The organism is Pseudomonas sp. KBN10P06128, assembly GCF_037574945.1.
In the GTDB taxonomy this organism is placed as follows: Bacteria; Pseudomonadota; Gammaproteobacteria; order Pseudomonadales; family Pseudomonadaceae; genus Pseudomonas; species Pseudomonas aeruginosa.
Genome location: NZ_JBBELR010000001.1, coordinates 2,742,970 through 2,767,420, shown reverse-complemented (window position 1 = coordinate 2,767,420; position 24,451 = coordinate 2,742,970). Strand labels below are relative to the sequence as shown.

Genomic DNA, 24,451 nt, shown 5'->3' with positions numbered 1-24,451 from the left:
TCCGTCGAGTGAGCGGTGCGTGGCCGATGGTAGCGTGTGGCTCCCCATAGACAAACCGGAGCCACGCCATGAGCAGTCATCGCCCGCAACATCGCCTGTCCGTTCCCGATATCCAGCGCCGCAAGGGTGCCGGCAGCCTGGTGGCGCTGACCGCCTACAGCACGCCCATGGCCCGCCTCCTCGATCCGCACGCCGACCTGCTGCTGGTCGGCGATTCGCTGGGCATGGTGCTCTATGGCATGCCCAGTACCCTGGGAGTGAGCCTGGAGATGATGGTCGCCCACACCCTGGCGGTGATGCGCGGCAGCCGGCGCGCCTGCGTGGTGGCCGACTTGCCGTTCGCCAGCTACCAGGAATCGCCCCGACAGGCGTTCCGCAACGCCGCACGCCTGCTGGCCGACAGCGGCGCCCAGGCGGTGAAGCTGGAAGGCGGTGAGGAAATGGAAGAAACCGTGGACTTCCTGGTACGCCGTGGCATACCGGTGCTCGCCCATATCGGCCTGATGCCGCAGCAGGTCAACGCCATGGGCGGCTTCAAGGCCCAGGGGCGTGACCCGGAAAGCGCCGAACGGGTACGCCGCGACGGCCTCGCCATGCAGCGCGGCGGCGCCTTCGCGGTGGTCATCGAAGGCGTAGGCGAGCCGCTGGCCCGTCGCCTTAGCGAAGAACTGGCGATCCCCTGCATCGGTATCGGCGCCTCGCCGGCCTGCGACGGCCAGGTACTGGTCAGCGAGGACCTGCTCGGGCTAAGCGGCGAACAGGTACCGCGCTTCGTCGAACGCTACGCGCGCCTCGACCGGGAAATCGACGAGGCGGCCCGGCGCTTCGCCGAGGACGTGCGCGAAAGGCGCTTCCCCGAGGCCAGGCATTGCTTCGCCATGCGCGAGTGAGCCGGCGGTCTCAGGCGAAGACTTCCGCCAGCAGGTCATCCATCGCCTGGAAGGCACGCCGGGAGGTCCTGGCGTCATAGTGCATCTTGCCCGGCACCTTGGCGTTCGGATCGGTGAAGGAATGCACCGCGCCGCCGTAGCTGGTGAGCTGCCAGTCGACGCCGGCATCGGTCATCTCCCTGGCGAAGGCCGGCAACTGCTCGCGCGGCACCAGCGGATCGGAGGCGCCGTCGAGGACCAGTACCGCGCCCTTGATATTCCTGGCATGCGCCGGGTCCGGCGTATCCAGGGTGCCATGGAAGGACACGAAGGCCTTCAGCTCGGCACCGTCGCGAGCCAGCTCCAGCGCGCAGCAACCGCCGAAGCAGAAACCGAAGGCGGCCTGGCGGGTCGTATCGACAGCCGCGAGCGCCTGTCCGCGCAAGGCCGCCAGCGCTGCCTGCATGCGCTTGCGCAGCAGGGCCCGGTCGTTCTTCAGCGGCATCATCGCCGCGCCCGCCTCGTCGCCGTTCTGCGGACGCACGTCCCTGCCGTAGAGGTCCGCCACCAGCACCACGTGCCCACGGCCGGCGACCTGCCGGGCGATGTCCAGCGCGGCGGCGCTCACGCCCATCCAGTTCGGCGCCATCAGCAGGCCCGGGCGCGGCCCCGCGTGGCTGGCGTCGTACACCAGTTGACCTTCGTACGGCTGCCCATCGATGTCGTAGGCGACCGGCTCTACACGAATCTCACTCATGGGTACTGCTCCTGCGAGAGTTGGAAAAGACAAAGCCCGCCGAAGCGGGCTTTGTCGGGGCTACTGCTTAAGCGGACAGCTCCACCAGCAGCTTGTTCAGTCGGCGTACGTAGGCGCCCGGATCCTTGAGGCTGTCCCCCGCGGCCAGGGCGGCCTGGTCGAAGAGAATATGCGACAGCTCGCCGAAGCGGTCCTCGTCCGGCTCCGCATCCAGCTTCTCGATCAGCGGATGCTGCGGGTTGATCTCGAAGATCGGCTTCGAGTCCGGCACTTTCTGCCCGCTGGCCTCGAGGATCTGGCGCATCTGCAGGCCAAGGTCCTGTTCGCCGATGGCGAGGATCGCCGGCGAGTCGGTCAGACGGTGGGAGACGCGGACTTCGCTGACCTGCTCGTCGAGCACCTTCTTCAGGCGCTCGATCAGGCCTTCCTTGCTCTTGGCGACTTCTTCCTGGGCCTTCTTGTCCTCTTCCGAGTCCAGGCTGCCCAGGTCCAGGTCGCCGCGGGCGACATCGACGAACTGCTTGCCGTCGAACTCCGGCAGGTAGCTCATCAGCCACTCGTCGATGCGATCGGTGAGCAGCAGCACCTCGATGCCCTTCTTGCGGAAGACTTCCAGGTGCGGGCTGTTCTTCACCTGCGAGTAGCTCTCGCCGGTGAGGTAGTAGATCTTGTCCTGGCCTTCCTTCATCCGACCGATGTAGTCGGCCAGCGCTACGCTCTGCTCGCCCGAATCGTCGCCAGTGGAGGCGAAGCGCAGCAGGCCGGCGATCTTCTCCTTGTTGCCGAAGTCTTCCGCCGGGCCTTCCTTGAGGACCTGGCCGAAGTTCTTCCAGAAGGTCTTGTACTGCTCCGGCTCGTTCTTCGCCAGCTTCTCCAGCATGTCCAGCACGCGCTTGGTCAACGCCGACTTCATCGAGTCGATCACCGGATCCTTCTGCAGGATTTCCCGGGAGACGTTCAGCGACAGGTCGTTGGAGTCGACCACACCCTTGATGAAGCGCAGGTACAGCGGCAGGAACTCGTCGGCCTGGTCCATGATGAACACGCGCTGTACGTACAGCTTCAGGCCTCGTGGCGCCTCGCGATGGTACAGGTCGAACGGCGCGCGGCCCGGCACGTAGAGCAGCGAGGTGTATTCCAGCTTGCCTTCGACCTTGTTGTGGCTCCAGCTCAGCGGGTTCTCGAAGTCATGGGCGACGTGCTTGTAGAACTCCTGGTATTCCTCGTCCTTCACCTCGGCGCGCGGACGGGTCCACAGCGCACTGGCGCGGTTGACCGTTTCCCATTCCGGCTCGGCCGGCTTGTCGGCCTCTTCGCCGTGGAATTCCTTGGGTAGCTCGATCGGCAAAGCGATGTGATCGGAGTATTTCTTGATCACGTTGCGCAGGCGCCAGCCATCGGCGAACTCCTCCTCGCCCTTTTTCAGATGGAGGACGATGCGGGTGCCGCGCTCGGGCTTGTCGATGGTGGCGACGTCGAACTCGCCCTCGCCCTTCGACGACCAGTGCACGCCTTCGCTGGCCGGCTGGCCGGCGCGACGGGAGTAGACATCGACCTTGTCGGCGACGATGAAGGCGCTGTAGAAACCGACGCCGAACTGGCCGATCAGGTGCGAATCCTTCTTCTGGTCGCCAGACAAGTTCTTCAGGAAGTCGGCGGTCCCGGACTTGGCGATGGTGCCCAGGTGAGTCACCACATCCTCGCGGCTCATGCCGATGCCGTTGTCTTCCAGGGTGACGGTGTTGGCTTCCTTGTCGAAGCTGACGCGGATCTTCAGCTCGGCGCCGCCCTCGAGCAGCTCGGGATTGGCCAGGGCTTCGAAACGCAGCTTGTCGGCGGCGTCCGAGGCGTTGGAAATCAGTTCGCGGAGGAAGATTTCCTTGTTCGAATAGAGAGAATGAATCATCAGGTGAAGCAGTTGCTTCACTTCAGTCTGAAAGCCCAGTGTCTCTTTTTGGGTTTCCACGCTCATCGCTCCAAGCTCCATCAATGACATAAGCCGCGTACCACGGCGGATGTCCCCTAGGTGGGGCCTTCTTCCGGCTTTTCAAGCGCTTATGCGAAAAAACCGCGCACCGTCGTGCGACGACTAGCGTTCGAGCAGTTCGAGACGGGCGATCTCCGCCGGGCGCAACAGGTAGCTCGCCTCCCCCGCACCGGGCATTTCCCGGCGGATCACCAGGCGCCCCTCGCTGTCGAGGCCGGTGAAACGGCCCTCGGCGATACGCCCGCGTACCGTAGTGGCCTTGACCAGGCGCTGGCTGTAGCGCTGCGGTTCGACCTGGACCAGCTCCAGGTCGAGGGTGGCGTTGCCCGGCGCCGGCAGCGCCTGCGGCTCGGGCGGCGCCGCCGCGGCCACGGTCGCAGGCTCCGCCGGCAAGGCGGGGAACGCGTCGCCGCGCACCGTCCACTCCCGCCGGGCGTTCTTCTCCAGCGTCAGCTCCAGCACCTGAGTCTGGCCGGCCACCAGGGCCTCGATACGCAGCGGCCGCGCATGGCTGGCCGCGCGCCAGGACGGCGCCCGCACGAGGCTGACGTCGCGGCTGGCGAAGCGTCGCTGCAGATAGTCGCGCAAGACCAGGGCCAGGGTATCGTCGGAGTCGTAGCCCAGGTCGACCTTGCCGTGCCGATAGCGCAGCCGGTCGGTATACAGCTCGACGTGGCCGCTGAGGGTGGTCCGGTAGTCGCTCGGCAGGCTCAGGTGGAACTCGCCCTCCAGGCGGTTCGGCGCCTTGGGCCGCAGGTCCAGGTGCAAGGTATAGCCACGCAGGAGACGACGCGCCTCGGGCAGGTCCTGCTCCGGTTGCAGCCAGCTCAGCTCGACTTCTGGCAACGCGCCGCCGTCCTCGGGCAGCACGTCCAGGCGCAGCGCCCCGAGCGGCTGTGCCGGAAGGCGGATCTGCAGCTCGCGCTGGGCGTAGAAATCGTGCCCCTGGCGCAGGCTCAGCACGCCGCCGATCAACTCGCCGCTCTGCGGCGCGAAAGGCTTGCCGTTGAACTCCCCGCTGAGCGCGATGGCCAGTTCCGCCGGCGGCCTGGCCTCCGGCTTCAGCCAGCGCAGGCTGAGGATCGCCTCCAGTCGCGCAGCGTCGTGACTGGCCAGCAGCGCCAGGCCGACCACCAGCGGGATGCAACCCAGCGCGGCCAGCCCGACGCCCTTGCGCGCCGTACGCCAGTGCACGCCGATATAGGCCAGCGCCACCGGCGGGAAAAGGCTGCCGTAACCCCACAGCAGACCGGTACCGAAGGCCAGGACGATGACCCAGATATAGCCGGCGACCATCAGCAGCAGGCCGCCCAGAATCAGCAAGGCATCCATCGCGATATCCTCAGCCCACTTTCCGCAGCGTACGGCTCACGGCTCGTCCACCTTGAAATGCGCCCGCGCGGTGGCGATGGGCTCGCCCTGGGTGGTCTGCCAGGCGTTGATCGCGACGTTCGCCACCCGTCGCCCCTGGCGCCAGACCTGGCATTGCGCGTAGGTATCGCGGAAGTGCCCGGCACGCAGGTAATCGATGGAGAAATCGATGATCTTCGGCAGGTGCGGAATGCTCATGAAAGTCAGCAGGTGCAACATCGCCGCATGCTCCATGAAGCCGGCAATCACACCGCCATGGATGGCCGGCAGGGTCGGGTTGCCGATGTTGTCCTTGTTCGCCGGCAGGCGGAAGACCATGTCGTCGCCCAGGCGCAGGCATTCGATGCCGAGCAGCTTGGCGTACGGGATCAGCTCCACCAGCGGGCTGTAGTCGTTGTTCCGGCGCGCGTCGCGGACCAGTTGCTCGAGGCTGGTCGGGCTCATGCCGCACCTCCCTGCGCGGCCGGCCTGGCCGCCCCGGAGCGAGCCGAACCGCCCATGCGCATGAAGGCGCCGACGACATGGGCGATGGGCTGGCCCGGATCGTCCTGGTAGGCGAAGCCGCGGGTGAAGATCACGTTCGGCGTGACCCGGTAGCACTCGGCGAAGCCATAGACATCCTTGTGCGGTTCGGCGGGATGCATATAGTCGATGCGCAGGTCGAGCGTCGGGCAGATCTCGAAGTCCGGCAGCACGCAGACCGTGGAAATACCGCAGGTGGTGTCCATCAGGGTGGTGATCGCGCCGCCGTGGACGACCCCGCTTTCCGGGTTGCCGATGATCGCCTGGCTGTAGGGCAGGCGCAGGGTCAGTCCTTTCTCGTCGGCGGCCTCGACCGTCAACCCCAGCACCTGGCAATGACGCAAGGCCGAGAGAAAGCGCCGGGCGCGCTCGAGGAGAGGATTTTCCGACATGACGGCGACCTTGCTGGGAGTTTTCTGGAGGGCGAATCATACCCTGCCGCCAAAGCCCCGGCAGCCGGGGTTTTGGACATAACGATCGAAATAGTCGAAGTGTGTGGAACTTCACGCCAGCGCAAATGTTCAAAGGGCTACAACGAGGAAAGCCGCACATGGAGGCTAAACGATGAAAAAGACCGTAACTCTTGCCCTGCTGCTCGCTGCCAGCCTTGGCCTGGCCGCTTGCGACAAGAAAGAGGAAGACAAGGCAGCGGCCCCGGCAGCTCCGGCTACCGAGACCCAGCCGAGCGCTCCGGCTACTCCCCCTGCCGAGCCCAGCGCCCCGGCGCCGTCGAGCGACACTCCGGCAACCCCGCAGACTCCGGCACCGACTCCGGAGCAACCGCAACAGAACCAGCAATAAGTTCTCGTTGACGTACCCTGAAAGAGCCCGCGCAAGCGGGCTTTTTCATGCCCGGGATTCAGCCTCTGGGCACCTCGCCCTCGCCTTCCCGCGGGCTTTCGGCGATTGCGGTCTCGGTGTAGACCATCACCTCCAGCACGTCCGAATGGAATTCGCGGCGATACAGGACCAGCACCACGCCGGCCGTCACCAGCATGAAGAACCAGGAGTTGATGAACCAGGCGAGCATGGCCAGGCCGAAATAGTACGAGCGCAAGCCGAAGTTGAACTGGTTGGCCGCCAGCGAGATGACCCGGGCGGCACGCTCGGCAAAGGATTTGCGCTCCAGCTCGCCGACGTTGCGCTCGCCGATCATCGGTGCCGAGCCGACCAGGATCGCCGCGAAGTTGTACTGGCGCATGCACCAGCTGAAGGTGAAGAAGGCATAGACGAAGACCACTGCCAGGCACAGCAGCTTCAGTTCCGACAGTCCCCGGCTGGCCTCCTCCACGAACGGCAGGTCGGCCAGTACCGAGACGGCGCGATCGGTGGAGCCCAGCAGGGTGAGGATGCCGGCGAGGATGATCAGCGTGCTGGAGGCGAAGAACGACGCGTTACGCTCCAGGTTACCGATCACGCTGGCGTCGGCGATACGGTTGTCGCGCAGCAGCAGCCGGCGCATCCAGTCCTCCCGGTAGAGGTGCAGGACGCTGGCCAGGCAGGCGGTGTCGCGGCCCTTCCAGGTGGCGTAGCGGGTGTAGCCCACCCAGCAGAACAGGAACCAGAGCGCCGCCAGCAGGTGTTGCGACAGGTGCCCGTTGAAAATGCCGAGTTCGGCGGTCATGAAAACTCCCTCTTGAGCCGGCCGGGAATCGCCCCGCCGTTGTTTCGCGCCGTTGGGACGCCGCTCGCCGCGGCCAGGACACGACTTTCGTCGGCTCATGAAAAAGGCCGCCCGGAGGCGGCCTTCCTGGGGTTCGCCTGACGTCTCAGGCGACCGCTTCGCGCGGCTTGCCCAGCAGCCGATCGCAAACGACTGCCAGGACCAGCGCAATGGATACCGGCAGCAGCCAGCCAAGGCTCTGATCGGCGAGCGGGAGCTTGGCGAAGACGTCCGGCACCCACCCGTTCAGCTTGGCCGCCCCCAGCCCGTCGACGATGCCGAAGAGCAGCGCGACGATCATCACCGGCACGAACACCCGCGGGGCCGACACCCAGAGCCGGTCGAACAGGCTCAGGGCGATCAGCACGATGGCGAGCGGATAGAGTCCCACCAGAACCGGTACCGAAAGGCTGATCAACTGGGTCAGTCCCTGGTTGGCGACCAGCAGGCTGAACAGCGAGAACACGATCACCACCGTCTTGTACGAAACCGGCAGCAGGTCGCTGAAGAACTCGCCGCACGCCGTGATCAGCCCTACCGCCGTGGTCAGGCAGGCCAGGGTGATGACCACCGCCAGCAACAGGCTGCCGGAAACGCCAAAGGTCTGCTGCACATAGGCGGTGAGGATCTGTACGCCATTCTGGGCGTCGCCGGCGATGCCCTGGCTGGTGGCGCCAAGATAGAACAGCGCCAGGTAGACCAGGGACAGGCCGGTGGCGGCGATGACCCCGGCGATCATGGAATAGCGCGTGACCAGCCGGCTGTCGCTGATGCCGCGGTCGCGAATGGCGGTGGCGATGACGATACCGAAGACCAGGGCACCGAGGGTATCCATGGTCAGGTAGCCCTGCAGGAAACCCTGCACCAGGGGCGCGCTCTGGTACTCGCCGGAACTGCTGCCGATCTCTCCCGCCGGCGCGAAGATCGCCGCGCCGCCAAGGACCAGCAGGGCCGACAGCAGCACCGGCGTGATGACCTTTCCGACCCGGTCGACAAGGCGACCCGGGTTCAGCACCAGGAACAGAACCACGGAGAAGTAAGCGACGGTATAGACGAGCAATGGCGCGCCGCCGTCCCCGGTGAAGGGCGCGACGCCCATCTCGAAGGACACCACGGCTGTACGCGGGGTGGCGAACAGCGGGCCGATGGCAAGATACACGGCGATGGCGAACGCCACTCCCGCGCGCCGCCCGATCGGCTGGGTCAGGCGGCCAATACCGCCTCCGACCCGGGCCAGGGCGACCACCGTCAGCAACGGCAGGCCGACACCGGTAAGGAGGAAGCCGAAAGCCGCGCTCCATACGTGTTCGCCCGCCGCCATGCCGGCACTGGGAGGAAAGATGATGTTACCCGCGCCGAGAAAAAGCGCGAACGTCATGAAGCCAAGGGCGAGCAGGTCGAACCCTTTCAAATGAGTCATAGGAGGATGTACCACTGGCAGAAGTCTCGGTTGTTCGGGGTTTCCCTTTGGGGGTGTTAGGAAACATCGTCCTTCCGGATGAGGAGGACCGGTCAAGCCGCCCGACCCCTTTTGAGGGCCATGTGGCGCTATAGCTGCAGGCGCGCTGGCCTGCGGGATGATGCGTGGCGCGCCCGGGGTTTTGTCGGACACGAACCGTTGGCAATGATAGCGCATCGCGGCAACATTCGTTTGACGGATGCGATAGAACGACGAAGGCCACCGCTGTGAGGCGGTGGCCTTCGTCCTGGAACTCAGAAAACCCGGGAAATCAGGCCTTCTTCACTTCCCAACCGGTCAGCTCGGCCAGGGCCTTGCCGATGTCGGCCAGGGAACGCACGGTCTTCACACCGGCGTCCTGCAGGGCGGCGAACTTCTCGTCCGCGGTGCCCTTGCCGCCGGAGATGATGGCGCCGGCGTGGCCCATGCGCTTGCCCGGAGGGGCAGTCACGCCAGCGATGTAGGACACCACCGGCTTGGTCACGTTGGCCTTGATGAAGGCCGCGGCTTCTTCTTCGGCGGAACCGCCGATCTCGCCGATCATGACGATGGCTTCGGTCTGCGGATCTTCCTGGAACAGCTTCAGGATGTCGATGAAGTTGGAGCCCGGGATCGGGTCGCCGCCGATGCCCACGCAGGTGGACTGGCCGAAGCCGGCGTCGGTGGTCTGCTTCACGGCTTCGTAGGTCAGGGTGCCGGAACGCGACACGATGCCTACCTTGCCCGGCAGGTGGATGTGACCCGGCATGATGCCGATCTTGCACTCGCCGGGAGTGATCACGCCCGGGCAGTTCGGGCCGATCAGGCGTACGCCCAGCTCGTCGCACTTGACCTTGGCGTCCAGCATGTCGAGGGTCGGGATGCCTTCGGTGATGCAGACGATCAGCTTGATGCCGCCGAATGCCGCTTCCAGGATCGAGTCCTTGCAGAACGGAGCCGGAACGTAGATGACCGAGGCTTCGGCGCCGGTGGCTTCCACGGCTTCCTTGACAGTGTTGAACACCGGCAGGCCGAGGTGGGTGGTGCCGCCCTTGCCGGGGGTCACGCCGCCGACCATCTTGGTGCCGTAGGCGATGGCCTGTTCGGAGTGGAAGGTGCCCTGGCTACCGGTGAAGCCTTGGCAGATGACTTTGGTGTCTTTGTTGATCAGGACGCTCATTACTTACCCTCCGCGGCCTTGACGACTTGCTGGGCAGCGTCGGTCAGGCTGGTTGCCGCGATGATGTTCAGGCCGCTTTCGGCCAGGACCTTGGCACCCAGTTCAGCGTTGTTGCCTTCCAGGCGGACGACAACCGGAACCTTCACGCCGACTTCTTTGACGGCGCCGATGATGCCTTCGGCGATCATGTCGCAACGCACGATGCCGCCGAAGATGTTCACCAGGACAGCCTTCACGTTGCTGTCGGACAGGATGATCTTGAACGCTTCGGTCACGCGCTCCTTGGTCGCACCGCCGCCAACGTCGAGGAAGTTGGCCGGCTTGCCGCCGTGCAGGTTGACGATGTCCATGGTACCCATGGCCAGGCCGGCGCCGTTGACCATGCAGCCGATGTTGCCTTCCAGCGCGACATAGTTCAGCTCCCACTTCTGCGCATGGGCTTCACGGGCATCGTCCTGGGACGGGTCGTGCATGGCGCGCAGCTTCGGCTGACGGTACAGGGCGTTGCTGTCGATGTTGATCTTGGCATCCAGGCAGTGCAGGTTGCCGTCTTTCTTGATCACCAGCGGGTTCACTTCCAGCAGGGCCAGGTCGTAGTCCTGGAACAGCTTCGCCAGGCCGACGAAGATATGGGTGAACTGCTTGATCTGGTCGCCCTTCAGGCCCAGCTGGAAGGCCAGCTCGCGGCCCTGGTACGGCTGCGCGCCGACCAGCGGGTCGATGGTGGCCTTGAGGATCTTCTCGGGAGTGTCGTGGGCGACCTTCTCGATGTCCACGCCACCTTCGGTGGAAGCCATGAACACGATGCGGCGGCTGGAACGATCGACGACGGCGCCGAGGTACAGCTCCTTGTCGATGTCGGTGCAGGACTCCACCAGGATCTTGCTGACCGGCTGGCCGTTGGCGTCGGTCTGGTAGGTCACCAGGTTCTTGCCCAGCCACTGCTGGGCGAACGCCTTGGCGTCCTCTTTGCTCTTCACCAGCTTCACACCGCCCGCTTTACCGCGGCCGCCGGCGTGCACCTGAGCTTTGACGACCCACTCGCTGCCGCCGATCTTGTCGCAGGCTTCTGCGGCCTCTTCGGGGGTGTCTACGGCAAAGCCCTTGGATACAGGCAGGCCGTATTCAGCGAACAGCTGCTTACCCTGATATTCGTGGAGATTCATGCTTGTCTACCGTTATTCGTCTAGGTATTGCGCATTTCGGCGGAGCGCTCGTGGCACCCCACCACCTGTGACCGTCGCTTCGCGAACCACCCGGCTCGCGAAAAAACAGTCCGGCGGCATACGCCCGCGGCCACCTCGCAACGGTCGCCGGCGCTCACCCGCCGTGGTTCTTCTGAAAGTCTGCCGCCTGCGTCATCCCGACGCAGGCGGCAAACCGTGGATTCTACAGAACCCGGACCCGACAAGGCCAGGAACCTGTCCTGGCCTGACGGACGACGCGTCCCGCGTCGCTGTGACGCCCCTGGCGTGAACCGGGGCGTCGGATCACTCAGCGCTTCTTGCGGTTGGCGATGTGGATGGCATGGCCATTCACCGCCAGGGCAGCTTCGTGCAGGGCCTCAGACAGCGTCGGGTGGGAGAAGACCATCATGCCCAGGTCTTCGGCGCTGGTGCCGAATTCCATGCCGATCGCGCCTTGCTGTACCAGCTCGGCGGCGCTCGGGCCGATCACGTGGACGCCCAGGACGCGGTCGGTCTTCGCATCGGCGATGACCTTGACCAGGCCGGTGGTGTCGTTGGCAGCCATCGCGCGACCGCTGGCGGCGAACGGGAAGGTGCCGACGTTGACTTCGACGCCCTCGGCCTTGAGGGTCTGCTCGGTCTTGCCGACCCAGGCGATTTCCGGGTGGGTGTAGATGACCGACGGGATCAGGTCGTAGTTCATCTGCGCCTTGTGGCCGGCGATGCGCTCGGCGACCATCACGCCCTCTTCCGAGGCCTTGTGCGCGAGCATCGCGCCGCGAACCACGTCACCGATGGCGAAGACGCCCGGAACGCTGGTCTTGCAGTGGTCGTCGACGTAGATGAAGCCACGCTCGTCCAGGGTCACGCCGCTGTCGGCGGCCAGCAGGTCGGTGGTCACCGGGCGACGGCCGACCGCGACGATCAGCTTGTCGAAGGTTTCCTTCTGCTCGCCGTTGGCATCGGTGAAGGTCACGGTGACCTGCTTCTTCTTCACTTCCGAAGCGGTCACGCGGGCGCCCAGGCGAATGTTCAGGCCTTGCTTGGTCAGGACCTTCAGGGCTTCCTTGGCGATCTGCTCGTCGGCAGCCGGGAGGAACTTGTCCAGGGCTTCCAGCACGGTCACCTCGGCACCCAGGCGGGCCCATACCGAACCCAGCTCCAGGCCGATGACGCCAGCGCCGATCACACCCAGCTTCTTCGGCACGGCCTGGAATTCCAGGGCGCCGGTGGAGTCGACGATGATGTCGTCGGTCAGCGGGGCCGGCGGGATCTCCACCGGGCGGGAGCCGGAAGCGATGATCACGTTCTCGGCTTCCAGGACCTGGGTCTTGCCGTCCAGACCGGTCACTTCCACCTGCTTGTTGGCCAGCAGCTTGCCGTGGCCTTCGAAGGAGGTCACGCCGTTGGCCTTGAACAGGGTAGCGATGCCGCCGGTCAGGTTCTTGACGATGTTGGCCTTGCGCGCAACCATCGCCGGAACGTCGATGGTGACGCCCTTGGCTTCGATACCATGGACTTTGAAGGCCTCTTTGGCCTCATGGTACTTGTAGGAGCTGTCCAGCAGCGCCTTGGACGGGATGCAGCCAACGTTCAGGCAGGTACCGCCGAGCGCCACCTTGCCTTCCTTGCCGATGTACTTCTCGATGCAGGCGGTCTTCAGGCCCAGCTGGGCAGCGCGGATGGCGGCAACGTAACCGCCGGGGCCGGCACCAATCACTACCACGTCGAATTTCTGGCTCATATCTCAATCCTTATTCGGGTGAAACCGGACGGCCCCACGAGGGGGCCGCCGTGAAGAGAAACGCTAAATCAGACGTCCAGCAGCAGGCGAGCCGGATCTTCCAGCAGGTCCTTGATCGCCACCAGGAAGCTCACCGCTTCCTTGCCGTCGATCAGACGGTGGTCGTAGGACAGCGCCAGATACATCATCGGCAGGATCACCACCTGGCCGTTCACGGCCATCGGGCGCTCCTGGATCTTGTGCATGCCGAGGATGGCGGTCTGCGGCGGGTTGACGATCGGGGTCGACAGCAGGGAACCGAACACGCCACCGTTGGAGATGGTGAAGGTGCCGCCGGTCATGTCTTCGATGGTCAGCTTGCCTTCCTTCGCCTTCTTGCCGAAGTTGGCGATGCCGCCCTCGATCTCGGCCAGGCTCATGAACTCGGCGTTACGCAGTACCGGAACCACCAGGCCGCGGTCGCTGGAAACGGCAACGCCGATGTCCTGGTAGCCGTGGTAGACGATGTCGTTGCCGTCGATGGAAGCGTTGACCCCCGGGAAGCGCTTCAGCGCCTCGGTGGCGGCCTTGACGAAGAAGGACATGAAGCCCAGGCGCACGCCGTTGTGCTTCTTCTCGAACAGGTCCTTGTACTTCGAACGCAGGTCCATGATCGGCTTCATGTTGACCTCGTTGAAGGTGGTCAGCATGGCCATGGCGGACTGCGCCTCGACCAGGCGCTCGGCGACCTTGGCCCGCAGGCGGGTCATCGGCACGCGCTTCTCGACACGGTCGCCGGCGGCGAAGATCGGCGCCTCGGCAGCCGGGGCGGCAGGCTTGGCCGGGGCGGCCGGGGCGTTCTTCTTCGCTTCGACCGCAGCGACCACGTCTTCCTTGGTCACGCGACCGCCCTTGCCGGTGCCGGCGATGCTGTTCGGATCGATACCGGCCTCCTCGGCCAGCTTGCGCGCGGCCGGGGACAGGATGGCGTCGTCGCCGCCAGCAGCGGCCGGAGCGGCGGCCTGGGCAGCCGGAGCGGCGGCGGGCGCAGCGGCAGCCGGAGCGGCCGGAGCGGCGGCGCCGCCTTCGTTCAGCTTGCCGAGCAGCTCGTTGCTCAGAACGGTGTCGCCTTCGTTCTTGATGATCTCGGCCAGCACGCCGTCAGCCTCGGCGAGAACCTCGATGACCACCTTGTCGGTCTCGATGTCGACGATCAGTTCGTCACGCTTGACCGCTTCGCCCGGCTTCTTGTGCCAGGTGGCGACGGTGCCGTCGGCGACCGATTCCGGGAAGGTTGGGGCTTTGATTTCGATAGCCATTGTGTGCGTTTCCTTAAATTCGGTTTCTTCAGCGCGTAGGCGTTAAACAGTAAAGGCGTCTTGCAGCAGTTTTTCCTGCTGCTCGGCGTGCATCGAGGCGTAGCCGCAAGCCGGAGCAGCGGAGCCTTCGCGGCCGGCGTACTCGAGATTGAGGCCCTTCTTGTGCGCGGCGATGACACGACGCATGTGATGCTGGCTGCAGAACCAGGCGCCCTGGTTCATCGGCTCTTCCTGGCACCAGACGATGTGCTTGAGGTTCTTGTAGGGAGCCAGAACTTCCGCCAGGTCGTCTTCCGGGAACGGATACAGCTGCTCGATACGGACGATCGCGGTATCTTCGCGGCCTTCCGCGCGACGCTTCTCCAGCAGGTCGTAGTACACCTTGCCGCTGCACAGCACGACGCGGTCGACCTTCTTCGGATCCAGGCTGTCGATTTCCGGGATCACGGTCTGGAAGGAACCGTTGGCCAGATCTTCCAGGGTCGAGATGGCGAGCTTGTGACGCAGCAGGGACTTCGGCGTCATCACCACCAGCGGCTTGCGCAGCGGGCGGATCACCTGACGGCGGAGCATGTGGTAGACCTGAGCCGGGGTGGTCGGCACGCAGACCTGGATGTTCTGCTCGGCGCAGAGCTGCAGGTAGCGCTCCAGGCGCGCGGAGGAGTGTTCCGGACCCTGCCCCTCATAGCCGTGCGGCAGCAGCATGGTCAGGCCGCAGAGTCGGCCCCATTTGCTTTCGCCACTGGTGATGAACTGGTCGATGACCACCTGGGCGCCGTTGGCGAAGTCGCCGAACTGGGCTTCCCAGATCACCAGCGAATTCGGCGTGGTGGTGGCGAAACCGTATTCGAACGCCAGCACGGCCTCTTCCGAAAGGAAGGAATCGTAGATATCCAGGCGCGGCTGGCCATCGAACAGATTGGCCAGCGGTACGTAGACCGAGTCGTCCTTCTGGTTGTGCAGCACCGCGTGACGGTGCGAGAAGGTGCCACGGCCGACGTCCTGGCCGGTCATCCGTACCGGATGGCCTTCGAACAGCAGGGTCGCGTAGGCCAGGGTCTCGGCGAAGCCCCAGTTGATCGGCAGGCCACCGGCCGCCATCTTCTGGCGATCTTCGTAGATCTTCGAAACCTGGCGCTGAACCACGAAGCCTTCCGGCACTTCCAGCATCTTGCTGGACAGTTCCTGCAGGGTCTTCAGGTCGAAGCGGGTGTCGTGACGCGCGGTCCAGGCATGGCCCAGGTACGGACGCCAGTCGACGAACAGTTCCTTGTTGGGCTCCTTGACCAGGCTCTTCACCACGTGCAGGCCGTTGTCCAGGGCATCGCGGTAGTCGTCGATCTTCGACTGAACCTGCTCGGCGCTGAGCACGCCGGCGTTCACCAGCGCATCGGCGTACAGCTCGCGGGTAGTACGCTGCTTGGCGATCTGCTGGTACATCAGCGGCTGGGTGCCGCTCGGCTCGTCCGCCTCGTTGTGGCCGCGGCGACGGTAGCAGACCAGGTCGATGACCACGTCACGCTTGAACTGCATGCGATAGTCGACGGCCAGCTGGGTGACGAACAGCACGGCTTCGGGATCGTCGCCGTTGACGTGGAAGATCGGCGCCTGAATCATCTTCGCCACGTCGGTGGCGTACTCGGTGGAACGCGCATCGTCCTGGCGGCTGGTGGTGAAGCCGACCTGGTTGTTGATCACCAGGTGGATGGTGCCACCGGTCTTGTAGGCGCGGGTCTGCGACATCTGGAAGGTTTCCATGACCACGCCCTGCCCCGCGAAGGCGGCATCACCGTGGATGGAAATCGGTACCACCTTGTCGCCGGAGCTGTCCTTGCGGCGGTCCTGGCGGGCACGAACGGAACCCTCGACCACCGGGGAAACGATTTCCAGGTGGGACGGGTTGAACGCCAGCGCCAAGTGGACTTCGCCGCCGCTGGTCATCACGTTCGAGGAGAAGCCCTGGTGGTACTTCACGTCACCGGAGCCCAGCTCGACGATCTTCTTGCCTTCGAACTCGTCGAACAGGTCGCGCGGGTTCTTGCCCAGGGTGTTGACCAGGACGTTCAGGCGACCGCGGTGGGCCATGCCGATGACGATTTCCTTGGCGCCGTAGGAACCGCAGCGCTGGATGATCTCGTCGACCATCGGGATCAGGCTTTCGCCGCCTTCCAGGCCGAAACGCTTGGTGCCCGGGTACTTGGTGCCCAGGTACTTCTCCAGGCCTTCGGCCGCGGTCAGGCGCTCGAGCAGGTGCGCACGCGCCTCGGCGGAGAAGCCGGGACGGCCACGCACGCTTTCCAGGCGCTGGAGGAACCACTTGCGCTGCTCGGAATCGACGATGTGCATGAACTCGGCGCCGAAGGTACCGCAATAGGTGCTCTTCAGGCTGTCGACGATTTCACGCAGGGTCGCCTCTTCCTTGCCGATGTAAAGCTCACCGGTGCGGAAAGTGGTGTCCAGATCGGCACCCGTCAGACCGTAGTGGTCGATCGACAGGTCGGCAGGCGCGGGACGCTGCCACAGGCCGAGCGGGTCGAGGGTGGAAGCCTGGTGGCCGCGGAGACGGTAAGCGTGAATGAGACGAAGGACTTCGACCTGTTTCTTCTCGTGCTCGCTGCTCACGCTACCGGCGGAAACCGGCTGGGCACGGCGCTGGTTCTTGGCCAGCAGGACGAAATGATCGCGCACTGTGGAGTGCGAGACGTCGGGGGCGGGATTGCCATCGGCGGGAAGCTTCTGGAAATACGTGCGCCACTCTTCTGGCACAGCGTTAGGGTCGTGCAGGTAGAGCTCGTAGAGCTCTTCGACGTAGGCAGCGTTACCACCGGATAGATGGGCACTGTTCCACATCCGCTGCATTACGCTTTCGTGCATGCTAGGTCACCCTCGGTAAGGGGACAACCACCTGGCGAAACCTTGAAGGCTCCGAAGTCCTCAGGCAGCGACATCGGTATGGCCACTACAGATCCCGCAGATAGTCCGGGTACCAGCCCGGATGCCCCTGCTGGTCATATTTTTCAAATCTGGGCCATGGCTTTGTGAGCTTGGCCCGCTTAGTTGCTGCGACGCCGGAAGAACTCCGGCGCCACAGGTGTTGCTAGGTACAACTCATATAACAACTGCGAGAGGATCAGGTTCCGCTCTGCAGCAGCATATTACGCACGTGGCCGATCGCCTTGGTCGGGTTCAGACCCTTCGGGCAAACGTTCACGCAGTTCATGATTCCGCGGCAGCGGAACACACTGAACGGGTCGTCCAGCGAAGCCAGGCGCTCTTCGGTCTTGGTGTCACGGCTGTCGGCCAGGAAACGATAGGCTTGCAGCAGTGCGGCCGGACCGAGGAACTTGTCGGGGTTCCACCAGAAGGACGGGCAGGAGGTCGAGCAGCAGGCGCACAGGATGCACTCGTACAGACCGTCCAGCTTCTCGCGCTCTTCCGGGGTCTGCAGACGCTCGATGGCCGGGGCCGGCGTATCGTTCTGCAGGAACGGCTTCACCTTCTCGTATTGCTTGTAGAAGATGCTCATGTCCACGACCAGGTCACGAATGACCGGCAGGCCAGGCAGCGGACGGATCACCAGCTTGCCGCCCTTCAGGCCGGCGGCCGACAGCGGGGTGATGCAGGCCAGGCCGTTCTTGCCGTTGATGTTCATGCCATCGGAGCCGCAGACGCCTTCACGGCAGGAACGACGGTAGGAGAAGCCCTCGTCCTGTTCCTTGATCAGCGCCAGCACGTCGAGGACCATCACGTCCTTGCCGTTGGTGTCGACCTGGAAATCCTGCATGTACGGCGCAGCATCTTTGTCGGGGTTGTAACGATAAACACTCACTTGCAACATGGCGGGCACCCTTAGTAAGTCCGAACCTTGGGTTCGAATGCCGGAACGGTCTTCGGCGCGAAGTTGACGGAACGCTTGGATACGCGCTTCTCACCCGGGAAGTACAGGGTGTGGCACAGCCAGTTCTCGTCGTCGCGCTCCTCGAAGTCTTCACGGGCGTGGGCGCCACGGGACTCCTTGCGGTGCTCGGCCGCGATCGCGGTGGCCTCGGCCACCTCGAGGAGGTTTTGCAGTTCCAGCGCTTCGATGCGCGCGGTGTTGAATGCCTGGCTCTTGTCGTTGATCTTGACGTTGGCGATACGCTCGCGCAGGTCGGCCAGCTGGGCGATGCCCTTCTGCATGTACTCGCCGGTGCGGAACACACCGAAGTAGTTCTGCATGCAGCTTTGCAGCTCGCGCTTGAGCGGAGCGACTTCTTCGCCGCTGGTGCGCTCGTTCACGCCGTTCAGGCGCTTGAAGGAGGCTTCCAGGTCGCTCTCGGAAGCGCCGCGGGCGTCGATGCCCTCTTTCAGCGCTTTTTCCAGGTGCAGACCGGCGGCACGGCCGAATACCACCAGATCGAGCAGCGAGTTGCCGCCCAGGCGGTTGGCGCCGTGTACCGATACGCAGGCCACTTCGCCCACGGCGAACAGGCCTTCGACGATCTGGTCGTTGCCGTTGGCGTCCTGGGTGATGGCCTGGCCATGGATGTTGGTGGCAACGCCGCCCATCATATAGTGGCAGGTCGGGATCACCGGGATCGGCGCGACGACCGGGTCGACGTGGGCGAAGGTCTTGGACAGTTCGCAGATGCCAGGCAGGCGGCTGTGCAGGACTTCCTCGCCGAGGTGGTCGAGCTTCAGCAGCACGTGGTCCTTGTTCGGGCCCACGCCGTTGCCGGCCAGGACTTCCTTGACCATGGAACGGGCGACCACGTCGCGGCCGGCCAGGTCCTTCGCGTTCGGCGCATAACGCTCCATGAAGCGCTCGCCGTGGGCGTTGATCAGGTAACCGCCTTCGCCGCGGCAACCTTCGGTGACCAGTACACCGGCGCCGGCGATGCCGGTCGGGTGGAACTGCCACATCTCGATGTCCTGCACCGGCACGCCGGCACGCAGGGCCATGCCCACGCCATCACCGGTGTTGATCAGCGCATTGGTGGTGGAGGCGTAGATACGGCCGGCACCGCCAGTGGCCAGGACCACGGCCTTGGAACGGATGTAGACGGTCTCGCCGGTCTCGATGCAGATGGCGATGATGCCGACCACCGCGCCGTCCTGGTTCTTCACCAGGTCGACCGCGTACCACTCGTTGAGGAACGAGGTGCCATTCTTCAGGTTGGCCTGGTACAGGGTGTGCAGCAGCGCGTGGCCGGTACGGTCGGCGGCGGCGCAGGTACGGGCGGCCTGGCCACCCTTGCCGAAGTCCTTGGACTGGCCGCCGAACGGACGCTGGTAGATGCGGCCGGTTTCGGTACGGGAGAACGGCAGGCCCATGTGCTCGAGCTCGAACACGGCCTCGGGGCCGACGGAACACATGTATTCGATCGCGTCCTGGTCACCGATGTAGTCGGAGCCCTTGACGGTGTCGTACATGTGCCAACGCCAATCGTCGTTCGGGTCGGCCGAAGCGATGGCGCAGGTGATGCCGCCCTGTGCGGATACGGTGTGGGAACGGGTCGGGAAGACCTTGGTCACCACGGCGGTCTTGTGGCCGCCCTGGGCCAGTTGCAGCGCGGCACGCATGCCGGCGCCACCGCCACCGACGATGATGGCGTCAAAGGAAAGTGTACGAATGCTAGCCATGGATCACATACCCCAAAGAATCTGCACACCCCAGACGAAGAATGCGAACATCGCCATGCCGCAAACCGCCTGGAAGAGGAAACGCACGACTGTCGCCGCCTTGCCGAGAGCCATCGAAGTCAGGTAGTCGGTGGAGATGGTCCACATACCGACCCACGCATGGACGCTCAGGGCAACCAGGGTCAACAGGCTGAAGATGCGCATCCAACCCTGCGAGAACAGGCCGTGCCAGTCCGCGTAGGAAATGTTGGGGTGAGCAATGAGGTAGCCCAGCAGGAAAATGACATAAGCCGCGAGAACGACCGCGGAAACGCGCTGAGCCATCCAGTCGTAGAGGCCGGAGCGCGAGAAGTTTGTGACGTTAGTTACCATACCCATACCCCCGCCAGAACGATCAGCACCACCGCGATGGCGATGACGATTTTGGAGCCACGCTTACCGCCTTCCAGCGTCTCGCCGACGCCAGCGTCCATGACCAGGTGGCGAACACCGGCCACCAGGTGGTACAGCAGCGCAGACAGCAGGCCCCAGATCACCAGCTTGGCCAGGGGACTGGTCAGGCACGCCTTCACCTGCTCGAAGCCTTCTTCCGAACTCAGCGACTTGTCGAGCGCGAACAGCAGCACGGCAATACCGAGGAACAGGATGACGCCAGAGATACGGTGGAGAATGGACGTGTAAGCGGTGACAGGGAGTTTGATGGTCCTTAGGTCTAGGTTTACAGGTCGTTTGCTATTCACGGCTTTTTTCACACTGAGAGCCCTAACGAACAGGGCTAGTTGTCGGGAAGTGCACTTGTCAGGTACCCATCACCAGGGAGTGGCGACCGTCTATGAAAGCGGGCCAGGAATACCCCTTGCGGTCGGACGCCGAGTATAGACAGTTAGGCTACTAATGACAACGAAAACACCCATCGCCAAATGGTTGATTGCGGGCCTTTTATAAAAGGCGTAAATAGCCCCCTTTTTCTGCGAAAACCCCGCAACGAAAGGCTCTACGGCATGGATTCGCGCAAATTGACTTTCGAATTTATCCCTCTATAGTGGTGCGGGCCCTGCGTGGGGGGTACTGATGATTTCAAGCATAAATAGGAGGCCATCATGGCTGACAAAAAAGCGCAGTTGATCATCGAGGGCTCAGCCCCCGTCGAACTGCCCGTCCTATCCGGTACCATGGGTCCCGATGTAGTGGATGTACGGGGCCTCACCGCCACGGGCCACTTCACCTTCGATCCTGGCTTCATGTCGACCGCCTCCTGCGAGTCGAAGATCACCTATATCGACGGCGACAAAGGCGTCCTCCTCCATCGCGGCTACCCCATCGAGCAACTGGCGGAGAAATCCGACTACCTGGAAACCTGCTACCTGCTGCTGAACGGCGAGCTGCCCACCGCCGCGCAGAAGGAACAGTTCGTCGGCACCATCAAGAACCACACCATGGTTCACGAGCAGCTGAAGACCTTCTTCAACGGCTTCCGCCGCGACGCCCATCCGATGGCCGTGATGTGCGGCGTGATCGGCGCCCTCTCGGCCTTCTACCACGACTCCCTGGACATCAATAACCCGAAGCATCGCGAAGTCTCCGCGCATCGCCTGATCGCCAAGATGCCGACCATCGCCGCCATGGTGTACAAGTACTCCAAGGGCGAGCCGATGATGTATCCGCGTAACGACCTGAACTACGCGGAAAACTTCCTGCACATGATGTTCAACACCCCCTGCGAGACCAAGCCGATCAGCCCCGTGCTGGCCAAGGCCATGGACCGCATCTTCATTCTCCACGCCGACCACGAGCAGAACGCCTCCACCTCCACGGTGCGTCTGGCCGGCTCCTCCGGCGCCAATCCGTTCGCCTGCATCGCCTCCGGCATCGCCGCCCTGTGGGGACCGGCCCATGGCGGCGCGAACGAAGCGGTGCTGCGCATGCTTGACGAGATCGGCGACGTGTCCAACATCGACAAGTTCGTCGAGAAGGCCAAGGACAAGAACGATCCGTTCAAGCTGATGGGCTTCGGCCATCGTGTCTACAAGAACTTCGACCCGCGCGCCAAGGTCATGAAGCAGACCTGCGACGAGGTCCTCCAGGAGCTGGGCATCAACGACCCGCAACTGGAACTGGCGATGAAGCTGGAAGAAATCGCCCGCCACGACCCCTACTTCGTGGAACGCAACCTGTACCCGAACGTCGACTTCTACTCGGGGATCATCCTCAAGGCGATCGGCATTCCGACCAGCATGTTCACCGTGATCTTCGCCCTGGCGCGTACCGTCGGCTGGATCTCGCACTGGCAGGAAATGCTCTCCGGCCCCTACAAGATCGGCCGCCCGCGCCAGCTCTATACCGGCCACACCCAGCGCGACTTCACCGCCCTCAAGGATCGCGGCTGAAACCCGTCACGCCCGGCGAGAAAGGCTGCTTCGGCAGCCTTTTTTGTGCCCGCCCCTTTCCGCCGGACACAAAAAAACCGCCCCGGAGGCGGTCTTTTTGCAAGGAAGGCGCGCTCAGCGCTTCTCGGCGGCGCTACGCAGGCCCTTGAGGGTGTTCAGCGGCGCGTCGACCACGAAGCTGTTGGCCAACCAGGAAGGAATGCTGCCACCCGGCTCGGTTTCCACCTGGTAGGTCACTTCCGTCACGCCCTGCCCCTTCGGCTGCAACTTCCACTCGCCGACCAGCTTGGGCACGCGGATCTGGCCCTTTTCCTCGGGGATATAGGTCGGATCGGCCTTAAGGTGACGGATCACGGTGCCATCCGCGGTCTTCTCGGTGGTGACATGGATGACCACGTCGCGACCGGTGACCGGCCAGGGCATGTCGATCTTCGAGTAGGTCCAGGCGTCGGCGCCTTCCTGCTTTAGGAGTTTCATCTCGGCGCAGGCATGGATCCACTTGCAGGAACCCTTGACGTCCTCCTGCAGCGCCTCGATGGTCGCCACGTCGGCCTTGATGTCGGTAACGCCGCGATAAGCCTTGTACTTGGAGCCCTGGACACTGCTGAGGTAGACCTTCACGCCGTCCTCGTCCTTGGCCAGCTTCCAGTCTTCGGCCAGCGCATTGCCGGCCACCCCGAACACTGCGGCAGCCAGCACGGTCATACGCAAAATGCCACGCATCGTTCCTGTTCCTCTCTTTATGGTTATTTTCGGTTCGCCGGCCGGGCGGTCGACGCCCTGCAAGCCGCGATCCTGAGCCTTCGGCGCAGGATGCGCAGCAGTATGGCGTGAGACAGCCAGACTTCCAACCCGTTCACGCGGCAGTGATGACTTCCCACTCCGCGATCAGGGCCAGCGCCTGCTCACGGCTGTCGCCGCAGATTTCCGGATCGGCGCCGAACTGGCCGCACACAGCCGGTCGCTCCGGTCGGCCGAACAGCCCGCAGAGATGGTTTTCGTCCAGGTGCAGGCAGCGTACGCCCGCGGGCTTGCCGGCCGGCATGCCCGGCAGCGGAGAGGAAATCGACGGTGCTATGCAGCAGGCGCCGCAGCCGGCTCTACATTGCATGGGAAGGATCTCGCCCGAAAGTTGGCAGAGGAGCGGCCAGGACAGCCGTCCGGAACGGGCGCAAAGAATACGGACCGACCAGGCCGCCGCCAAGCCCGGCGGATCAGCGGCGCGTTTCCGCCTCGAGACGCGCGCTGCGAAGCTGCCACTGCTCGCGGTTGCCGGCAGCGAACAGCCAGGCCCTGGCCGACTCGGTCGCAGCCCGCCATTGCACCCGGCCCGGCTCGCGCAGGTCGAGGGATTGCGCCGCCGTCGAGTGGCCGAGGAAGGCGTTGCCAGCGGAACTCCAGTAGCCGGCGACCCCGGCCGGCAAGACCCAGGAGCGACCTTCCGCCTCGTCATCGACGATACCGGACAAGCGCTCCCCCGCTCCACGCCGCCAGGACAGGGCGACCCGGTTCAGCTCGCTGTCCGCCAGGGCGACGCGCACCTCCACGCCGCCCTGGCGCGGCTCGAACGACAGCTCGTAGGCGCTGAGCCGACCATCGGCGCAGCGCAGGTGGCCCTTCAGGGACAAGCGTCGACCGACCAGTTCGAAGCTCTCCAGGCTCTGCTCCTGGCAGCGCAACTGCAGACGACCGGCGCTTTCCCGCCCGGCCCCGAGAAAACCGCCCTCGCTCTCCCACAACGGCGGCCGGGCGCTACCCGCCACTGACAGGACGAGGCTCTTGCCGCCCCAGCTCAAGCGGTATTCGCCCAGGTCGAAATCGCGCGGGATGGCAAACGCCGGCGGCACCCGCAGCTCGCTCCACAGAGCCGGCTCCCGCGACGCCTGGCTCGCCCACCAGGCGGCCGCCAGCACGACGGCCAGCCCGCTCAAGGCGAGGCCCCAGACCAGCGAGCGCTTGTGCAACCGCATACCTTTCATCCTTTTCCGAGCACCAACCCCTACCGACCGATGCCCGCCCACTTGGTTTTATCGCCGCAGCCAATTAGGCTGCGCCGTCCCAGCCCTCCGGAGCCCATCCATCATGCCTGTCTGGCTGCAAACCGCCTTGTTGCTAGCCTGCTCCAACCTGTTCATGACCTTCGCCTGGTATGGCCACCTGAAGACCCTCAACAGCAAGCCCTGGATCATCGCCGCCCTGATCAGCTGGGGTATCGCGCTGTTCGAATACCTGCTGCAGGTGCCGGCCAACCGCATCGGCTACACCGAACTCTCGGTCGGCCAACTGAAGATCATGCAGGAAGTCATCACCCTGGCGGTCTTCGTCCCGTTCAGCGTCTACTTCATGCAGCAGCCGCTGAAACTGGACTACCTCTGGGCCGGCCTGTGCCTGCTCGGCGCGGTGTACTTCATCTTCCGCGCCTGAGC

At 64.3% G+C, this 24,451-nt stretch carries 23 protein-coding genes; 4 read left to right on the top strand and 19 right to left on the bottom strand.

Annotated features, from left to right (window positions below):
• Positions 1 to 68 precede the first annotated feature (68 nt).
• Positions 69 to 890, top strand: a complete 822-nt coding sequence (panB, locus tag VQ065_RS13175; protein ID WP_003087450.1) for a 3-methyl-2-oxobutanoate hydroxymethyltransferase — start codon at positions 69 to 71, stop codon at positions 888 to 890.
• Between the two features lie 10 nt (positions 891 to 900).
• Here the strand turns inward: panB and VQ065_RS13170 are convergent, their stop codons facing one another.
• From VQ065_RS13170 to VQ065_RS13150, 5 genes are all read right to left on the bottom strand, one after another.
• The gene (locus VQ065_RS13170; RefSeq protein WP_003087448.1) at positions 901 to 1,626 is read right to left on the bottom strand and encodes a dienelactone hydrolase family protein; all 726 of its coding nucleotides are present in this window, start codon (positions 1,624 to 1,626) and stop codon (positions 901 to 903) included.
• 67 nt (positions 1,627 to 1,693) lie between these two features.
• A complete protein-coding gene (htpG, locus tag VQ065_RS13165) occupies positions 1,694 to 3,598 on the bottom strand; it encodes a molecular chaperone HtpG (RefSeq protein ID WP_003087446.1) in 1,905 nt (634 codons plus the stop codon).
• A 117-nt stretch (positions 3,599 to 3,715) separates the two neighbouring features.
• A complete protein-coding gene (locus tag VQ065_RS13160) occupies positions 3,716 to 4,945 on the bottom strand; it encodes a hypothetical protein (RefSeq protein ID WP_009877910.1) in 1,230 nt (409 codons plus the stop codon).
• Positions 4,946 to 4,981: 36 nt separating this feature from the next.
• A complete protein-coding gene (locus VQ065_RS13155; RefSeq protein WP_003087441.1) occupies positions 4,982 to 5,428 on the bottom strand; it encodes a PaaI family thioesterase in 447 nt (148 codons plus the stop codon).
• Positions 5,425 to 5,898 carry a PaaI family thioesterase gene (locus VQ065_RS13150; protein WP_003087438.1) on the bottom strand — a complete coding sequence of 158 codons (474 nt, stop codon included), beginning with the start codon at positions 5,896 to 5,898 and terminating at the stop codon, positions 5,425 to 5,427. Before VQ065_RS13150 ends, VQ065_RS13155 begins: the two co-directional genes overlap by 4 nt.
• Positions 5,899 to 6,070: 172 nt before the next feature.
• Here VQ065_RS13150 and VQ065_RS13145 point away from each other — a divergent pair, with 172 nt between their 5' ends.
• On the top strand, positions 6,071 to 6,307 hold the full coding sequence (locus VQ065_RS13145) for a hypothetical protein (protein ID WP_003087435.1): 237 nt from the start codon (positions 6,071 to 6,073) through the stop codon (positions 6,305 to 6,307).
• Positions 6,308 to 6,365: 58 nt separating this feature from the next.
• On the opposite strand, the gene VQ065_RS13140 is transcribed toward VQ065_RS13145, so the two are convergent.
• From VQ065_RS13140 to sdhC, 11 genes are all read right to left on the bottom strand, one after another.
• Positions 6,366 to 7,130, bottom strand: a complete 765-nt coding sequence (locus tag VQ065_RS13140; RefSeq protein ID WP_003087433.1) for a DUF599 domain-containing protein — start codon at positions 7,128 to 7,130, stop codon at positions 6,366 to 6,368.
• Positions 7,131 to 7,275: 145 nt separating this feature from the next.
• On the bottom strand, positions 7,276 to 8,589 hold the full coding sequence (brnQ, locus tag VQ065_RS13135; protein WP_003087430.1) for a branched-chain amino acid transport system II carrier protein: 1,314 nt from the start codon (positions 8,587 to 8,589) through the stop codon (positions 7,276 to 7,278).
• A 310-nt stretch (positions 8,590 to 8,899) separates the two neighbouring features.
• Positions 8,900 to 9,787 (bottom strand): succinate--CoA ligase subunit alpha, encoded by an 888-nt coding sequence (sucD, locus tag VQ065_RS13130; protein ID WP_003087428.1) that lies wholly within the window; start codon positions 9,785 to 9,787, stop codon positions 8,900 to 8,902.
• Positions 9,787 to 10,953, bottom strand: coding sequence for an ADP-forming succinate--CoA ligase subunit beta (gene sucC, locus VQ065_RS13125; RefSeq protein WP_003087425.1), 1,167 nt, complete (start codon positions 10,951 to 10,953; stop codon positions 9,787 to 9,789). Before sucC ends, sucD begins: the two co-directional genes overlap by 1 nt.
• Positions 10,954 to 11,281: 328 nt before the next feature.
• Positions 11,282 to 12,718 carry a dihydrolipoyl dehydrogenase gene (gene lpdA / locus VQ065_RS13120; RefSeq protein WP_003087422.1) on the bottom strand — a complete coding sequence of 479 codons (1,437 nt, stop codon included), beginning with the start codon at positions 12,716 to 12,718 and terminating at the stop codon, positions 11,282 to 11,284.
• A gap of 68 nt (positions 12,719 to 12,786) precedes the next feature.
• On the bottom strand, positions 12,787 to 14,016 hold the full coding sequence (odhB, locus tag VQ065_RS13115) for a 2-oxoglutarate dehydrogenase complex dihydrolipoyllysine-residue succinyltransferase (RefSeq protein WP_003114264.1): 1,230 nt from the start codon (positions 14,014 to 14,016) through the stop codon (positions 12,787 to 12,789).
• Between the two features lie 42 nt (positions 14,017 to 14,058).
• Entirely contained in the window at positions 14,059 to 16,890 is a 2,832-nt protein-coding gene (locus VQ065_RS13110) for a 2-oxoglutarate dehydrogenase E1 component (RefSeq protein ID WP_003087413.1), read from the bottom strand.
• A gap of 256 nt (positions 16,891 to 17,146) precedes the next feature.
• Positions 17,147 to 17,854: a succinate dehydrogenase iron-sulfur subunit gene (locus tag VQ065_RS13105; RefSeq protein WP_003087410.1), complete on the bottom strand. Its 708-nt coding sequence runs from the start codon at positions 17,852 to 17,854 to the stop codon at positions 17,147 to 17,149.
• An 11-nt stretch (positions 17,855 to 17,865) separates the two neighbouring features.
• The gene (sdhA, locus tag VQ065_RS13100; RefSeq protein ID WP_003087407.1) at positions 17,866 to 19,638 is read right to left on the bottom strand and encodes a succinate dehydrogenase flavoprotein subunit; all 1,773 of its coding nucleotides are present in this window, start codon (positions 19,636 to 19,638) and stop codon (positions 17,866 to 17,868) included.
• 3 nt (positions 19,639 to 19,641) lie between these two features.
• On the bottom strand, positions 19,642 to 20,010 hold the full coding sequence (gene sdhD / locus VQ065_RS13095) for a succinate dehydrogenase, hydrophobic membrane anchor protein (RefSeq protein WP_003104386.1): 369 nt from the start codon (positions 20,008 to 20,010) through the stop codon (positions 19,642 to 19,644).
• Positions 20,004 to 20,390, bottom strand: coding sequence for a succinate dehydrogenase, cytochrome b556 subunit (sdhC, locus tag VQ065_RS13090; protein WP_003104388.1), 387 nt, complete (start codon positions 20,388 to 20,390; stop codon positions 20,004 to 20,006). The genes sdhD and sdhC overlap by 7 nt, the downstream gene beginning before the upstream one ends.
• Positions 20,391 to 20,738: 348 nt before the next feature.
• On the opposite strand from sdhC, the gene gltA reads away from it, so the two are divergent.
• Entirely contained in the window at positions 20,739 to 22,025 is a 1,287-nt protein-coding gene (gene gltA, locus VQ065_RS13085) for a citrate synthase (protein ID WP_003087400.1), read from the top strand.
• Positions 22,026 to 22,139: 114 nt separating this feature from the next.
• Here gltA and VQ065_RS13080 read toward each other — a convergent pair whose 3' ends face one another.
• The 3 genes from VQ065_RS13080 to VQ065_RS13070 form a co-directional block, all read right to left on the bottom strand.
• Entirely contained in the window at positions 22,140 to 22,748 is a 609-nt protein-coding gene (locus tag VQ065_RS13080; protein ID WP_003104390.1) for an START domain-containing protein, read from the bottom strand.
• Positions 22,749 to 22,881: 133 nt separating this feature from the next.
• Positions 22,882 to 23,136 (bottom strand): YkgJ family cysteine cluster protein, encoded by a 255-nt coding sequence (locus tag VQ065_RS13075; protein WP_003087397.1) that lies wholly within the window; start codon positions 23,134 to 23,136, stop codon positions 22,882 to 22,884.
• A gap of 103 nt (positions 23,137 to 23,239) precedes the next feature.
• Positions 23,240 to 23,995: a hypothetical protein gene (locus VQ065_RS13070; protein ID WP_003087395.1), complete on the bottom strand. Its 756-nt coding sequence runs from the start codon at positions 23,993 to 23,995 to the stop codon at positions 23,240 to 23,242.
• Positions 23,996 to 24,107: 112 nt separating this feature from the next.
• Between VQ065_RS13070 and VQ065_RS13065 the strand changes: the two genes are divergently transcribed.
• Positions 24,108 to 24,449, top strand: coding sequence for a DMT family protein (locus tag VQ065_RS13065; protein ID WP_003087393.1), 342 nt, complete (start codon positions 24,108 to 24,110; stop codon positions 24,447 to 24,449).
• Positions 24,450 to 24,451: the final 2 nt, after the last annotated feature.

Excerpts from the sequence above, each read along its gene's own strand:
- VQ065_RS13075 (WP_003087397.1), bottom strand. The coding sequence starts at position 23,136 with ATGCAATGTAGAGCCGGCTGCGGCGCCTGCTGCATAGCACCGTCGATT.
- VQ065_RS13160 (WP_009877910.1), bottom strand. The coding sequence starts at position 4,945 with ATGGATGCCTTGCTGATTCTGGGCGGCCTGCTGCTGATGGTCGCCGGC.
- odhB (WP_003114264.1), bottom strand. The coding sequence starts at position 14,016 with ATGGCTATCGAAATCAAAGCCCCAACCTTCCCGGAATCGGTCGCCGAC.
- sdhD (WP_003104386.1), bottom strand. The coding sequence starts at position 20,010 with ATGGTAACTAACGTCACAAACTTCTCGCGCTCCGGCCTCTACGACTGG.
- lpdA (WP_003087422.1), bottom strand. The coding sequence starts at position 12,718 with ATGAGCCAGAAATTCGACGTGGTAGTGATTGGTGCCGGCCCCGGCGGT.
- VQ065_RS13070 (WP_003087395.1), bottom strand. The coding sequence starts at position 23,995 with ATGCGGTTGCACAAGCGCTCGCTGGTCTGGGGCCTCGCCTTGAGCGGG.
- VQ065_RS13105 (WP_003087410.1), bottom strand. The coding sequence starts at position 17,854 with ATGTTGCAAGTGAGTGTTTATCGTTACAACCCCGACAAAGATGCTGCG.
- sdhA (WP_003087407.1), bottom strand. The coding sequence starts at position 19,638 with ATGGCTAGCATTCGTACACTTTCCTTTGACGCCATCATCGTCGGTGGC.
- brnQ (WP_003087430.1), bottom strand. The coding sequence starts at position 8,589 with ATGACTCATTTGAAAGGGTTCGACCTGCTCGCCCTTGGCTTCATGACG.
- VQ065_RS13145 (WP_003087435.1), top strand. The coding sequence starts at position 6,071 with ATGAAAAAGACCGTAACTCTTGCCCTGCTGCTCGCTGCCAGCCTTGGC.
- VQ065_RS13065 (WP_003087393.1), top strand. The coding sequence starts at position 24,108 with ATGCCTGTCTGGCTGCAAACCGCCTTGTTGCTAGCCTGCTCCAACCTG.
- VQ065_RS13155 (WP_003087441.1), bottom strand. The coding sequence starts at position 5,428 with ATGAGCCCGACCAGCCTCGAGCAACTGGTCCGCGACGCGCGCCGGAAC.
- VQ065_RS13140 (WP_003087433.1), bottom strand. The coding sequence starts at position 7,130 with ATGACCGCCGAACTCGGCATTTTCAACGGGCACCTGTCGCAACACCTG.
- gltA (WP_003087400.1), top strand. The coding sequence starts at position 20,739 with ATGGCTGACAAAAAAGCGCAGTTGATCATCGAGGGCTCAGCCCCCGTC.
- sucC (WP_003087425.1), bottom strand. The coding sequence starts at position 10,953 with ATGAATCTCCACGAATATCAGGGTAAGCAGCTGTTCGCTGAATACGGC.
- panB (WP_003087450.1), top strand. The coding sequence starts at position 69 with ATGAGCAGTCATCGCCCGCAACATCGCCTGTCCGTTCCCGATATCCAG.
- sucD (WP_003087428.1), bottom strand. The coding sequence starts at position 9,787 with ATGAGCGTCCTGATCAACAAAGACACCAAAGTCATCTGCCAAGGCTTC.
- htpG (WP_003087446.1), bottom strand. The coding sequence starts at position 3,598 with ATGAGCGTGGAAACCCAAAAAGAGACACTGGGCTTTCAGACTGAAGTG.
- VQ065_RS13080 (WP_003104390.1), bottom strand. The coding sequence starts at position 22,748 with ATGCGTGGCATTTTGCGTATGACCGTGCTGGCTGCCGCAGTGTTCGGG.
- VQ065_RS13110 (WP_003087413.1), bottom strand. The coding sequence starts at position 16,890 with ATGCACGAAAGCGTAATGCAGCGGATGTGGAACAGTGCCCATCTATCC.
- VQ065_RS13170 (WP_003087448.1), bottom strand. The coding sequence starts at position 1,626 with ATGAGTGAGATTCGTGTAGAGCCGGTCGCCTACGACATCGATGGGCAG.
- VQ065_RS13150 (WP_003087438.1), bottom strand. The coding sequence starts at position 5,898 with ATGTCGGAAAATCCTCTCCTCGAGCGCGCCCGGCGCTTTCTCTCGGCC.